A 12,750-nucleotide genomic window follows, 5' to 3' on the forward strand; every position below is an offset into this window, starting at 1 on the left:
ATGACCGAGGAGCTCAAGAAGCAGGGCATCGTCGATGGCGCTGCGGTTGTAGAGACAGTCGAGGAGACGGGCGTCGCGCCCGACCTGGACGAAGCCGCCAAGGCGGCGGAGCGCGAGGCTCGCCGCCAAGCGCTCTACGAGGAAAACGAACGTGCCGAGGACGAGCGCGCCCGCGCCGAGGCAGAGCGTATGCGCGACGTGGACGACGAAGACGAGGACGAGACGCCTCGGGATACCTGGGCGACGGTGCGCCGCCTGTGGAGTGAGGCTGCCGGCGACCATTGGCGCTTCTATATCGTGTTCGCGAGCATTGTGTTCTATGTCATCTTTAACACCGCCGCGCCGGCATATAGCGCCCGCGTGATCGATGAGCTGTGGGGCCACATTCAGGTGGCGTTTGCCAACGACACCACTTTCAGCATCACCTGGGAGAACTGCGGCAAGACCATTTTCGTCTACTTTATGATCTGGACTGCCGCTGCCTCGTTCTATGCGCTCCAGAGCTTTTTGATGTCGAGCGTCGCTGAGCGTCTCAATCTGCGCCTGCGCAACCGCATCGCGCAAAAGCTCAACCGTCTGCCGCTCGCCTATTTTGACGCGCATCGTCCCGGCGAGGTCGTCAGCCGCGCGACCAACGACCTGGACAAGATGTCCGAGAGCATGCAGCGCGGATTGCTGCAGCTGCTCGTGTCGATCGGCACGGTTGTTGGTGCTGTGAGCGTGATGTTCGTGTTCAGCGTGCAGCTTACGCTCGTCTTTCTGTTCTTTACGGCACTGTCGCTGCTGGTGACGAAGGTCGTCTCGCGCCGCACACACGATGTGACGGGCGAGCGCCAGGAGTGGGTGTCCAAGATTACGAGTGCGGTCGAGGAAGGCTATTCGGGCCGTCTGGTGATCCGCGCGTTTAACCGCGAACGCCAAAGTTCTGCCGAGGTGCACCAGGCCTCGGGCGAGCTGGCACGCGTGAGTGCCAAGGCCGACTTTATGATCAATGCCGTCGGCCCTGCGGTGCGCTTTATCGGCCGTTTGGCGCAGATCGTGATCGCGCTGGTGGGCTGCAGCATGCTGGTTGCCGGTCACATGACCGTCGGCGTGTTCCAGGCGTTCTTCCAGTTTATCTACGAGGCGTCCGAACCCATGACGCAGCTGTCGTTTACCTTCAACTCGCTGCAGAGCGCGTTGGCGAGTGCGGAGCGCGTGTTCGACCTGCTCGATGAGCCCGAGATGGAGGCCGATCCGCTGCCGGACGAGGCCGCCAAGCTGCCGGGTCGCGTTGAGGGTCGCGTCTCCTTTGAGCACGTGCGCTTTGGTTATTCGCCCGACAAGCCGCTTATGCACGACGTGTCGTTTACCGCCGAGCCGGGCCAGAAGATTGCCGTGGTGGGAACCACGGGCGCGGGCAAGACGACGCTCATCAACCTGCTCATGCGCTTCTACGAGATTGACGGCGGGCGTATTACGCTCGACGGCGTGGATACGAGCCGCATGGACCGCGGCGAGCTACGGCAGCAGTTTGGCATGGTGCTGCAGGACGCCTGGCTGTTCGATGGCACGATTGCCGAAAACATCGCCTACGGCTGTCCCGAGGCGACGCGTGAGGAGATCGTGGCGGCTGCGCGCGCCGCGCAGGTCGACTTCTTTGTGCGCACCATGCCGCAGGGCTATGACACGCGCGTGGCCAACGATGCCGAAAGCATCAGCCAGGGCCAGCGTCAGCTGCTGACCATCGCACGCGTGCTGCTCAATAACCCGGCGATTCTCATCCTGGACGAGGCGACCTCAAGCGTGGATACGCGTACCGAGCTTGCCATCGGTCGTGCCATGGACGCGCTCATGCGCGGGCGCACGAGCTTTGTGATCGCGCACCGCCTGTCGACGATCGTGGACGCCGACCTGATCTTGGTCATGGATCACGGCAACATTATCGAGCAGGGCACGCATAAGGAGCTGCTGGCTGCCGAGGGTGCCTACGCCGACCTCTATCTGAGCCAGTTCGCATAATGTGACAAAGGGACAGTCTCTTTGCCACATCACAAATAAGGCGCGCCGGGGATGAATTCCCTGGCGCGCCTTTGCGTTGATGCCGATGTCGTTTTGTGCCGCTTGCGTTCCTAGCGTTCGTCCACGAGCTTGGCGACGAGGGCCTTGAGCTCGGCCACCTCTCGCTCGAGTTCCTTGACGCGGCGGGCATTCTCGGTGATGCCCTGGCGGTTGAGGGCGGACTGCTCGGCGGCGTCATCGGGCATGTACTCGCGATGCTGCTTGGCGTCGAAACTCTCCTCGAACACACGGCAGCCGTTGCGCTTGATGATGCGTCCCGGCACGCCCACGACGGTGCAGTTGTCGGGGACGTCCTTAACGACGACCGAGTTGCCGCCGATCTTGACGTTGTTGCCGATGCGGATGTTGCCGAGCACCTTGGCGCCCGTGCCCACCGTGACATTGTTGCCCAGGGTGGGGTGACGCTTGCCGGTCTCGTTGCCGGTGCCGCCGAGCGTGACGCCCTGGTAGAGCACACAGTTGTCGCCCACAATGGTGGTCTCGCCGATGACGACGCCCATGGCGTGGTCGATAAAGAAGTGCTTGCCAATCTGCGCGGCAGGGTGAATCTCGACGCCGGTGATGTGGCGGGTGATTTGCGAGAGCACGCGGGCGAGCGAGCGATGACCGTGCTCCCACAGCCAGTGCTCGGGCACGTGGTTCCACTTGGCGTGCAGGCCAGGATAGGAAAGAAAGATGACCAGACCGTTTTGCGCGGCGGGGTCCTGCGCCTGGACGGTCTTGATGTCCTCGCGAATGGTATTGATAAAGCTCACCGGCCGCCCTCCCTTAGCGCCATGGCAATGCGATTCAATAAAGTATAGCGATTCGCTAGGGATTAAAAAGGACAATCTTGGCGGCTTTGCGCTACAAGTGTCAGTTATGCAAACTTGCTGGTAATGGAGTCATGCTTTTGTGGGGTTGCGCACGAGGGGGCACCGCAACCGTATACTGGTCAACTTGGACGTATCCGCGCCCACAACTGAGAGGTTTTACTTCATGGGTTTCATCAATTTTATTGCCGAGCTGCTTAAGGACCCGCGCACCGCGATCGCCAGCTGGATCGCCGCCGGCCTGCTAATGGCCTACGGCTGCGTGTTCCTGATCATCTTTATCGAGACGGGCGTGGTGTTCTTCCCGTTCCTTCCCGGTGATTCGCTGCTGTTCGCCTCGGGTTTCTTTGCCCACAACGGCGGCTTTAACATCGTGGCGCTTCTGGCCACCGCATGGGCCGCTGCCATTTTGGGCGATCAGTGCAACTTTATGATCGGTCACTTCTTTGGCCGCAAGATCATCGCTTCGGGCAAGGTCAAGGCCATGACGCCCGAGCGCATCAAAAAGTCCGAGGACTTCTTGGACAAGTGGGGTCACCTGGCCATCTTCCTGGGTCGCTTCTTCCCGTTTATCCGCACCTTTGTGCCCTTTATCGCTGGCATGGGCGGCATGCACTGGCGCAACTTTGTCGTCTTTAACGTGCTGGGCGGCATTACCTGGTCGACGGTCTTTACGCTGCTGGGCTACTTCTTTGGCGGCATTCCCTTTGTGCAAGAGCACTTTGAGCTGCTGATTATCGGCATCGTTGCCGTGTCGATCATCCCGACCGTGGTCGGTCTGGTTAAGGCCAAGCTGGGTAAATAGAACGCCTAGCTCGAGCCAGCGCGCAGACCGTACAGTTGAGGCCCGTCACCGCTTACGGTGGCTGGCCTCTTTGCTTCGGTCAAATGAAAATACTTTACTTAGTTAAAGAAAAGCGTTTTATCAGACGCGTGCGGGGAGTACAATCTCGTGCATGCGAATCGACGTGCCATCGGCTTTGATGCTGCTCGCGTGTCCCGTCCGGCTCTACGCTCCGGGCGTGCGACGTTGCGACGCGGTCGGCCTCGGTCCTTGCGTGCGGGTTCGCGAGTATGCAACTGTGTATGTAAGGAGCGACATATGACTGTCGAGAAGAAGGATATCGATTGGGGTAGCCTCGGCTTTGGCTACATGAAGACCGATTACAGCTACGAGGCTCATTGGAAGGATGGCGAGTGGGACGAGGGCGGCCTGACCACCGACCACACCCTGCATGTCTCCGAGTGCGGCGGTATCTTCCATTACTGCCAGGAGGTCTTTGAGGGCCTGAAGGCCTACACCGCCGAGGACGGCAGCATCGTCTGCTTCCGTCCCGACATGAACGCTGAGCGTATGTATAACTCTGCCCAGCGCCTCGAGATGCCCCCGTTTCCCAAGGACAAGTTCGTTGAGGCCGTCAAGCAGGTCGTTTCTGCCAACGCCGCCTGGGTTCCGCCCTTCGGTTCCGGCGCGACCCTGTACGTGCGTCCGTTTATGATCGGCTCCGGTGACGTGATCGGCGTGGCTCCCGCTCCTGAGTACACGTTCCGCATTCTCGTGACCCCGGTCGGTCCGTACTTTAAGGGCGGCCTCAAGCCCGTCAAGCTGCGCGTTTCCGAGTATGACCGTGCTGCACCGCACGGCACCGGCAACATCAAGGCCGGCCTGAACTACGCCATGTCCCTTAAGCCCACGATGGAGGCCCATCGCGAGGGCTATGCCGAGAACCTGTATCTCGACTCCGAGTCCCGCACCTATGTCGAGGAGACCGGTGGCGCCAACGTCCTGTTCGTGAAAGAGGATGGCACGCTCGTCGTTCCGCAGTCGCACACCGACTCCATCCTGCCCTCTATCACCCGTCGTTCGCTCGTTCAGGTTGCTCAGGACCTGGGCATGACCGTTGACCAGCGCCCCGTCGAGTGGGCCGAGGTCAAGGCCGGCACCTTTGTGGAGTGCGGCCTGTGCGGCACCGCTGCCGTCATCTCTCCGGTTGGCGAAATCGACAACAAGGTTTACGGCGCCGACGAGACCGTGACCTTCCCGGCTGGCTACACCGAGATCGGCCCCGTGATGAAGAAGCTCCGCGAGACCCTGACCGGCATCCAGTCTGGTGCCGTTGAGGATAAGCACGACTGGGTCTACGTCGTCGCGTAATCTGTCTTAGCTGTCCGGCCCGAGCGCGGCCTTCCTTTCCGGCGCGTCCTCGGACATGAAAGAACCTCCGCTGCGCACTTCGTGCGGCGGAGGTTTTTTCGTCCCGCGGAGTGCGCCGGAAAGGAAGGCCGCGCTTTTGTTTTGGTTTGCGCCATGTGGGGGTGGTGGCGACGTGCATTTTTGCGAGTATTCTGCAATCGAAGGCCCCTGCATACCGACCTCGGGCAAAAAATCGGGAGTTCTCGATGTTTTCTACGGATGATGGGCGGGGTTATGGGCTGGCAGCGCTTGATTTGCAGGGATATTCGCGGTCTTTGGCATTTATCGTGGCGCCCGAAGCCCTTGGTTATGTTGAATACTCCTAAAAATGCACGACGCTTAGAGGGGGACCTTCGCGAAAAAGGAAACCGCCCCGTCGAAGTATGCATTCGACGGGGCGGTTTATGCATTTAGCCGATTAAGGATGCGCTGTCAAACTACTAGAACTTGACGGTCGGGGCCTGACGGGCTGCTTCGGCGGCCTCGAAGCCCTGGCGCTCCTTAAACTGGAAGATGCCGGCAAAGATGACAGCCGGGAACGTCTGAATGGCGTTGTTGTAGCTGAGCACGCAATCGTTGTAGCTCTGGCGTGCATAGCTAATCTTGTTCTCGGTATCCTCGAGCGATGCCTGCAGCTGCGTAAAGTTGGTGTTTGCCTTAAGATCGGGATAGGCCTCGGCTACGGCGAAGAGCTGGCGCAGCGCACCGGTCAGCACGTTGTCGGCTTCCATCTTGGCCTCGGGCGTGGTGGCCTTGACGGCGGTGTTACGCGCGCTGATCACGGCGGAGAGCGTCTCCTGCTCGTGCTTGGCGTAGCCCTTGACGGTCTCGACCAGGTTGGGGATCAGGTCGTTGCGGCGCTGCAGCTGCGTATCGATGTTCTGCCAGGCGTTATCGATGCGGTTACGCTTGGTGACCATGTTGTTGTAGATGCCGGCGATGGCGCAGACAATCACAATGACAACAACGATGCCGATGATGACGGTAATCATGATGTCTCCGTTTCGAATGGCCGCGGCGGCATGCGCCAGCTGCCGTTGGTATAACGCTACTAGTATACCCGCAACGTTTTGCCGTGCCGAACTTTCCGGCAAGCGTTATGTTTTCGGCGGGGTTGGCACCAGGGCAAAGCGCGCGAGGTACAGGTGTAAGATATGCGACAGATTGACGAGTGTTGTCTTTGCCCTGAGGATGGCGATACCAGTGGACCTTCGCATTAAGAAAACCTACCGCGCCCTGTTCGATGCTTTCACCGAGCTTCTCGAGGAGCATCGTTTTGAGGACCTGACGGTTGCCATGCTGTGCGACCGCGCCATGATTCGCCGCACGACGTTCTACAAGCACTTTCGCGACAAGAACGATTACTTTGCCTTTTATATCGATGAGCTCATGTCGGGCTTGCCGCAAAAACAGCCCGATGAGGCCGGCGCGGTATCTGCCGAGGACGTGCGCGCGCTTCGGCACGCGATTTTGGACGATGCTATGGATTTGATTCTGACGCACGAGCGGCTCATGGATAACATTTTGGCAAGCAGCATGTCGGGCATGTTGACCAACGTTATTTGCGACCGTATTGCCCGCTCCATCCGCGAGCGTGTGATGAACGTGCTTGCCGAGGATGCCCTGGCCCCCGTGTCACTCGAGACGACGTCTGAGTTTGTCGCCGGCGGTATTATTCGACTTTTCACGATATGGTGGGAATCGGGCCACGATCTTGAGCGTCGACCCGAGATGGCCGACGTGGTCGATGCGCTGTTTGAGCGGACCATGACGCCGGTGCATCACTAAAAGTGGCGGAGAGAGGGGGATTCGAACCCCCGGAACGCTCTCGCGCTCAACGGTTTTCAAGACCGCCGCATTCAACCGCTCTGCCATCTCTCCGTGAGTCGTAATGATAGCATCGTTTTGAATTTGCAACAGGGAAGGCGAACGATGACGATCACCGAAATCGACGAGAAGTTCATGCGCGAGGCGCTGGCGGAGGCGCGCGCCGCCGCGGCGGTGGGCGAGGTGCCCATCGGTGCCATAGTGGTGCGCGACGGCGAGATCGTCGCGAGGGCGCACAATCGGCGCGAGCTCGATCAGGATCCTTCGGCTCATGCAGAGTTCGCGGCCCTGTGCGCTGCCGCTCGGTCGCTCGGTCGCTGGCGCCTTTCCGATTGCACGGTCTACGTGACGCTCGAGCCCTGCTGCATGTGTGCGGGGCTTATGGTCAACGCGCGCGTGGGGCGCTGCGTGTATGGCGCGGCTGATGCCAAGGCGGGCGCGCTGGGATCCCTATACGATTTGAATGCCGACTCGCGCCTGAATCATCGGTTTAACGTGACGGCTGGGGTCCTGGCGGATGAATGTCGCGAGCTGCTGAGTAACTATTTTGGCGGTCTGCGCGGAGCGGGCGGCGCTGATTGCGGTTGTGGGGCCGATCTTGAAGCACACGCCGCTCACGCCGCAGCGCTTGCAGGTGCCGGTGAGGATGCTGACACGGCGGTTGACTTTGGTCCTGCGTGCCGCCGGCCCCGCCGTGTGCTGCTGGCGATCGACTCCTTTAAGGGCAGCGTTTCGAGTGCGCAGGCGGAGGCGGCGGTTGCCGAAGGCGTGCGCCGTGTGTGGTCCGATGCCGAGGTGCGCGCATTGCCGCTGGCAGATGGTGGCGAGGGAACGCTCGATGCCGTTGCCGCGTGCGGCGGTGAGATTGTGACCTGCGAGGTGGCAGGCCCCTTGGGCGACCGCGTGTCTGCCCGGATGCTGGTGGACGGCGAGCGCGACTCGGCTGTAATTGAGATGGCCGAGGCGGCGGGTATTGGGTATTCACCCTGCACGGAATCGGCGGCGCTCGCGGCTTCGACCTATGGCGTGGGCGAGCTGATGCTCCGTGCGGTTCGCGCCGGGGCAAAGACTATCTATATTGGTCTGGGCGGCAGTGCCACCAACGACGGTGGCGCCGGCATGCTGCAGGCGCTGGGCGCGCGTGTGGTCGATGATCAGGGATGCGATGTCGCCCCCGGTCTTGCCGGCCTTGAGCAGGTGGCGAGCGTTGATTTGGCGCCAGCTCTGCAGGCTTTGGATGATGCTCGTATCGTTGTGCTTTCCGATGTCGAGAATCCGCTCGTGGGGCGTCGAGGCGCACTGGCGGTGTTTGGCGGGCAGAAGGGCCTGCCGGCGGATGATGTCGAGGTGCTGTGCAGATACGACGGCTGGATGGTCGGCTACGGTCGCCTGCTCGATGCGGCAATTTTCGAGGCGCGAGCCCAGGGGTTGTTGCGCACACCCGAGAACGCACGGACATTTGGCTCGGTGCTTGGCGTGCCCGGCGCGGGCGCTGCCGGTGGCTTGGGCGCGGCGTTGCTGGTGCTCGGTGCGGAGCTACGCTCGGGCGTGGAGACGGTGCTCGATCTGATTGGGTTTGACGAGCGCGTATGCGATGTCGACCTAGTCATAACGGGCGAGGGCAATATGGACGAGCAGTCCGCCGCCGGTAAGGCGCCGGTTGGTGTGGCTCGCCGCGCCAAGCGATATGGCAAGCCGGTGGTCGCCGTCGTGGGCGGTCGCGCCGTCAACCTGGATGCGGTGTGTGAGCATGGCATCGACTTGGTGCTTCCGATCTGCCGCAAGCCCATGCCCCTCGACCAGGCGCTCAATCCTCAAGAAGCCACAACCAACCTCATCTTCGCCGGTGAGTCAGCCGCCCAAGCCTACGACCTCGCTCGCCTCTAAAACCCATCCCCTCGATAAGTTGCGGTGAAATACGGAGTGTTATTGCCTTTAAGGTGCCAATTCAGTCCGTATTCCACCGCAACTTCGAGAATGGCCATTCGAGGTTGGCTGCCTTGGGTCTTGGGTCGGACCGTTTGCCACGAAATGCGACCATCTACTACGTTAAACCGGCCACCTTCGACCATCCCGGAATTTGCAAAAACAAAACCGACGCTCCTATAAGTTGTCAAGAGGCAGTTTGCGGGAGCGCTCTCTCCAATTCGCACAGGAGCTCGTAATACCTCCTCTCCAGTTTCGTCGACCGCCGTTTCCCCCGTTCCAAGTGCCCGAGTGTGGCTGCGGACAGGCCGAGCTCCGCGGCGGCTTTCTTCTGAGTCACCCGCATCGCCTTGCGCATCTTCGCGAGCTCGGGGCCCTCCGGCGCGGCGCCGTCGGGATTCGGGTCCATGAGCACGCGGTACACCTCCCGCGCTATGTAGCGCTTCAGGCAGCGGACCGCCTCCCGCCGGGACTTCCCCTCGGAGGTCCGCCTCGCCACGTACCTCCTCGTCCTCTCGTCGTACGTCATGCGCTTGATCGCGATCTCGTAGAGCGCCCAGTTCGCCTGCCGGTTGCCGCCGCGGTTGAGCCTGTGCCGCTCCGTCTTCCCGCTCGACGCGGGGATCGGGGAGACGCCGCACAGCATCGAGAACGCCGCCTCGCCCTTCAGCCTGCCGGGGTTGTCGCCGGCGGCCACGACCAGGGCGGCGGCGGTCGTCGTGCCGCAGCCCTCGATGCCGAGCAGCGCGGGCGCGTTCGCCTCCAGCAGCGCGCGGATGCGCTCGTTGAGGGACTCGACCTGGCTGCGGGCCTCCTTCCAGACCGCCGCGACGGACCGCAGCGAGGCCAGCACGCTCTCCTCGAGCGCGTCGCCCGCCTTCCTCCCGCGCGCGAGCAGCGGCATGAGGTCCTTCGGCCGCTCGCGGCCCCTGAACCGCTCCCTCAGGGCGCCCGGGGCCGTCGTGAGCATCGACTTCGCGCAGGCCACGCAGGACGTGGACGTCGCGACGGCCAGCCTGCGCGCGACGTAGAGCTGGCGCACCGCCTCGACCCAGCCGTCCTGCGACTTCGGCACGGAGCAGCCCCTCCCGGACGCCGCCTTGCGCGCCGCGCGCTCGGCGTCCAGCGGGTCGCTCTTCCCCTCGCCGGGCCTCGCCTTGTCCCTCTTGGGCCTGAGCACCTCGACGACGTTGTACCCGAGCTCCACGAGCCTCCTCGTCAGCCCGGCCCCGTACGATGCCGTGCCCTCGACGCCGACGACCATGCAGCTCCCCGGGTCGCCTATCGCCTCCGCCAGCCTGTCGTAGCCCTCGGGGTCGGCCCCGAAGCTCCCGCTCCAGATCTTCCTCCCGAGGCCGTCGAGCAGGCACAGGACATGCACGTCCTTGTGCGTGTCGACGCCCGCGATGACCGTTTCGCCTTCCATTTTCGCTCCCCTCGGTCTGCCGCCTGCCCCGCGCCCGGGTCTCCCAGACATTGCACTGACGGGAGCGCTACAATCCAATTGGCTTGTCCGATTGTCCGCGCTCATGCTCCTATTAGGTCATGGCAGGACTCCGGGACGCGGATGCCGGGGCGAGACAGGTCGGATTTGAGGACGGCCGAAGAGGCGTCAGCAGGTCAGTGGGTCATCGTCCCGGCATTCAGCATCAGGGTAGCGCTGCGACGCGGAAATCGCGCGCCGTTGCCGCGCCCCGCAGTGCCCGCTTCCCCCAAGGACAATTATCAGTGCAGGTAGAAAGCTTGCCGATTTTCGAAAAAGCACGCTATGGTTGACCTCTGTGACCAAAACGGGTAGCGCACAGAGATGTGGTGTAAGAGGCGGGGCATGCCCCGCCTCCGCCCTTTCAAGAAAGGACGGGGACACCGCCTAGAATTCGTCGTTGGAGTAATGAAGGTGACGAATGGAAGGAAAGGCGATGCCCCAAGAAGAGAGTGTACTGCGCCTCGGCCGCGACGAGGCCCTCGAGGCGGCGAGGCTTTGGCAGGAGTGCGGCGACGCGCGCGAGTTCGCGTGCAGGGTGCTGGGCGGCGTGATGAACGCGCTGATGGACTCCGAGGCCCAGCAGATGTGCGGCGCGGGCCGCAACGAGCGCAGCGACGGCAGGGAGAACAGCCGCAACGGCTACCGCCCCAGGTCGCTCAAGACCGCCGTGGGCGACGTGGAGCTCGAGATACCCAAGCTCAGGCACGGCACCTACTACCCCGAGGGCATGCTCGCGCGATGGTCGCGCGTCGACACCTCGGTGGCCTCCATCGTGCAGGAGATGTACGCGTGCGGCGTGTCCACCCGCAAGGTCGAGCGCGTGGCGTCCAGGCTGGGCATATCCTCGCTGTCGAGCTCGGAGGTCTCGAGCCTCTGCTCCGACCTCGACGCCGAGGTGGAGGAGTTCCGCCGCCGCGACCTTTCGGGCACGCCGTGCTGCTACCTGTGGCTCGACGCCACCTACATGAGCTGCAGGGTCGGCTCGTCGGTCGTCTCGCAGGGCGTCGTGACCGCGATCGGGCTGGGCGCCGACGGGCGCAAGCACTTCCTGGGCTGCGACGTGGTCGACACCGAGAGCGAGGACTCCTGGGCGGCATTCCTCGGCGGGCTGCGCGAGCGCGGGCTGGCCGGCGTTCGCCTCGTGGTCTCCGACAGCCACGCCGGGCTCGTGGCCGCCGTCTCGCGCCTGTTCCAGGGCTGCGCCTGGCAGCGCTGCGTGACGCACCTGCAGCGCAACCTCCAGAGCGCCTGCTCGGGCAGGCCCGAGGACTCCAAGGCGGCCGTCAGGGACCTCGTGCACGCCGCGGTCTACCAGGACGACCCCGACCTCGCGCGCTGCGTGTGGGCCGAGGCGGCGCCCTGGGTGGCGTCGGTGTCCGCCAGGGCCGGCGAGGTCTTCGAGCGGGCCGAGGACTCCGCGCTGGCGTTCACGGCCTTCCCCAGGGCGCACTGGGCCAAGCTCCGCACCAACAACGTCCAGGAGCGCGCCAACCGCGAGATCAAGCGCCGCTACAGGGTCGTGCAGTCCTTCCCCTCGAGGGAGTCGATGCTGCGCCTGACGTGCGCGAGCCTCATGGAGACCGAGGGGCAGTGGTCCCAGCAGCGCGTGTTCTCCGAGGCCTCGGCCGCCGAGGGCTTCGCCGGGCCCGCGGACAGGCCGGCCCCGACAGAGGGGAGGCGCCGCGCGCTCGGGCGGCGCGCCGGGGAGATAGTGGACGAGATAGTCGAGAAGCGCGGTCTCAAGAAGGAGTAACATCGGGACTTGCAGCGACGGACCTCAGGACACTCTTACACCACGTCTGCGCGCGCCACCCCAAAACGTAGTAGATAGGCCCTTTTCGTGGCACGGCACCAGATCAGTCTATTTAGGATGGGGCTTACTTGACTACTTTCGCCACCCTGATGCCCCTCCAGTCAAAAAAGTGGTCAAAAAAGCCCCATCCCAAATTAGCTACCTTGCTCTGGTGGGCGGGAGCAGGTAAGATATACCGAGCGCCTAGCGCGTTCGATGGGTTCGGATGACGACATGTTCCGAATCTGGTCAGGTCCGGAAGGAAGCAGCCATAAGGAGCCTCTGTCGGGCATCCGAATCCATCGAACGCACGGGCGCTTTTTTGTTACCGCGACATGGCCCGGCCGGCGGCGAGGCATTTGGTGTCTCGCTGGTCCTCGGCTGCGCCTGCGGGATCGCTCGACTACCAAATATCGTGCCGCCGGCCGGGCCAAATCGTCCAAAAATCACCCGTAAAGGCGCATTTATCTGAATAATTTAATCCCGTGCTTTGTGCTGCTTGCTGGCGTTGCCGGAAGCGCGGTGGCCACGTGGTTCATGAGACGGCGGTGCTGTCTCCTTTTTTGCAAGTAAAGAGGTCCGTTTGCGAACGAGCTTCGACTACTGAAGATGCGATGTTCGCACTAACGACATAGCGTAATTACGGCATTGT

General features: G+C 62.7%; 9 protein-coding genes, 1 tRNA gene and 1 other RNA gene. 7 read left to right on the forward strand and 4 right to left on the reverse strand.

Features of this window, described 5'->3' with window-relative positions; genetic code table 11:
- The gene (locus OIL77_05095) at positions 1 to 2,001 is read left to right on the forward strand and encodes an ABC transporter ATP-binding protein/permease (GenBank protein HJI44784.1); all 2,001 of its coding nucleotides are present in this window, start codon (positions 1 to 3) and stop codon (positions 1,999 to 2,001) included.
- Positions 2,002 to 2,111: 110 nt separating this feature from the next.
- On the opposite strand, the gene cysE is transcribed toward OIL77_05095, so the two are convergent.
- On the reverse strand, positions 2,112 to 2,816 hold the full coding sequence (gene cysE, locus OIL77_05100; protein HJI44785.1) for a serine O-acetyltransferase: 705 nt from the start codon (positions 2,814 to 2,816) through the stop codon (positions 2,112 to 2,114).
- 223 nt (positions 2,817 to 3,039) lie between these two features.
- Between cysE and OIL77_05105 the strand changes: the two genes are divergently transcribed.
- Both OIL77_05105 and OIL77_05110 read left to right on the forward strand, forming a co-directional pair.
- A complete protein-coding gene (locus tag OIL77_05105) occupies positions 3,040 to 3,678 on the forward strand; it encodes a VTT domain-containing protein (protein ID HJI44786.1) in 639 nt (212 codons plus the stop codon).
- A 297-nt stretch (positions 3,679 to 3,975) separates the two neighbouring features.
- Positions 3,976 to 5,028 (forward strand): branched-chain amino acid aminotransferase, encoded by a 1,053-nt coding sequence (locus tag OIL77_05110; protein ID HJI44787.1) that lies wholly within the window; start codon positions 3,976 to 3,978, stop codon positions 5,026 to 5,028.
- 479 nt (positions 5,029 to 5,507) lie between these two features.
- Here the strand turns inward: OIL77_05110 and OIL77_05115 are convergent, their stop codons facing one another.
- On the reverse strand, positions 5,508 to 6,059 hold the full coding sequence (locus OIL77_05115) for a LemA family protein (GenBank protein HJI44788.1): 552 nt from the start codon (positions 6,057 to 6,059) through the stop codon (positions 5,508 to 5,510).
- Positions 6,060 to 6,270: 211 nt separating this feature from the next.
- Here OIL77_05115 and OIL77_05120 point away from each other — a divergent pair, with 211 nt between their 5' ends.
- On the forward strand, positions 6,271 to 6,855 hold the full coding sequence (locus tag OIL77_05120; GenBank protein HJI44789.1) for a TetR/AcrR family transcriptional regulator: 585 nt from the start codon (positions 6,271 to 6,273) through the stop codon (positions 6,853 to 6,855).
- Between the two features lie 3 nt (positions 6,856 to 6,858).
- On the opposite strand, the gene OIL77_05125 is transcribed toward OIL77_05120, so the two are convergent.
- A tRNA-Ser gene (locus tag OIL77_05125) sits at positions 6,859 to 6,948 on the reverse strand.
- Between the two features lie 51 nt (positions 6,949 to 6,999).
- Here OIL77_05125 and tadA point away from each other — a divergent pair.
- Positions 7,000 to 8,781, forward strand: a complete 1,782-nt coding sequence (gene tadA / locus OIL77_05130; GenBank protein ID HJI44790.1) for a tRNA adenosine(34) deaminase TadA — start codon at positions 7,000 to 7,002, stop codon at positions 8,779 to 8,781.
- A gap of 226 nt (positions 8,782 to 9,007) precedes the next feature.
- On the opposite strand, the gene OIL77_05135 is transcribed toward tadA, so the two are convergent.
- Positions 9,008 to 10,246: an IS110 family transposase gene (locus OIL77_05135; GenBank protein HJI44791.1), complete on the reverse strand. Its 1,239-nt coding sequence runs from the start codon at positions 10,244 to 10,246 to the stop codon at positions 9,008 to 9,010.
- Positions 10,247 to 10,739: 493 nt separating this feature from the next.
- Here OIL77_05135 and OIL77_05140 point away from each other — a divergent pair, with 493 nt between their 5' ends.
- Positions 10,740 to 12,059 carry an IS256 family transposase gene (locus OIL77_05140; GenBank protein ID HJI44792.1) on the forward strand — a complete coding sequence of 440 codons (1,320 nt, stop codon included), beginning with the start codon at positions 10,740 to 10,742 and terminating at the stop codon, positions 12,057 to 12,059.
- 252 nt (positions 12,060 to 12,311) lie between these two features.
- An RNA gene (ffs, locus tag OIL77_05145) (signal recognition particle sRNA small type) lies at positions 12,312 to 12,407 on the forward strand.
- The last annotated feature ends 343 nt before the right edge of the window (positions 12,408 to 12,750 follow it).

It is taken from the genome of Coriobacteriaceae bacterium (assembly GCA_025993015.1).
GTDB lineage: Bacteria > Actinomycetota > Coriobacteriia > Coriobacteriales > Coriobacteriaceae > Collinsella.

Excerpts from the sequence above, each read along its gene's own strand:
- OIL77_05095 (HJI44784.1), top strand. The coding sequence starts at position 1 with ATGACCGAGGAGCTCAAGAAGCAGGGCATCGTCGATGGCGCTGCGGTT.
- OIL77_05105 (HJI44786.1), top strand. The coding sequence starts at position 3,040 with ATGGGTTTCATCAATTTTATTGCCGAGCTGCTTAAGGACCCGCGCACC.
- OIL77_05110 (HJI44787.1), top strand. The coding sequence starts at position 3,976 with ATGACTGTCGAGAAGAAGGATATCGATTGGGGTAGCCTCGGCTTTGGC.
- OIL77_05115 (HJI44788.1), bottom strand. The coding sequence starts at position 6,059 with ATGATTACCGTCATCATCGGCATCGTTGTTGTCATTGTGATTGTCTGC.
- tadA (HJI44790.1), top strand. The coding sequence starts at position 7,000 with ATGACGATCACCGAAATCGACGAGAAGTTCATGCGCGAGGCGCTGGCG.
- OIL77_05135 (HJI44791.1), bottom strand. The coding sequence starts at position 10,246 with ATGGAAGGCGAAACGGTCATCGCGGGCGTCGACACGCACAAGGACGTG.
- OIL77_05140 (HJI44792.1), top strand. The coding sequence starts at position 10,740 with ATGCCCCAAGAAGAGAGTGTACTGCGCCTCGGCCGCGACGAGGCCCTC.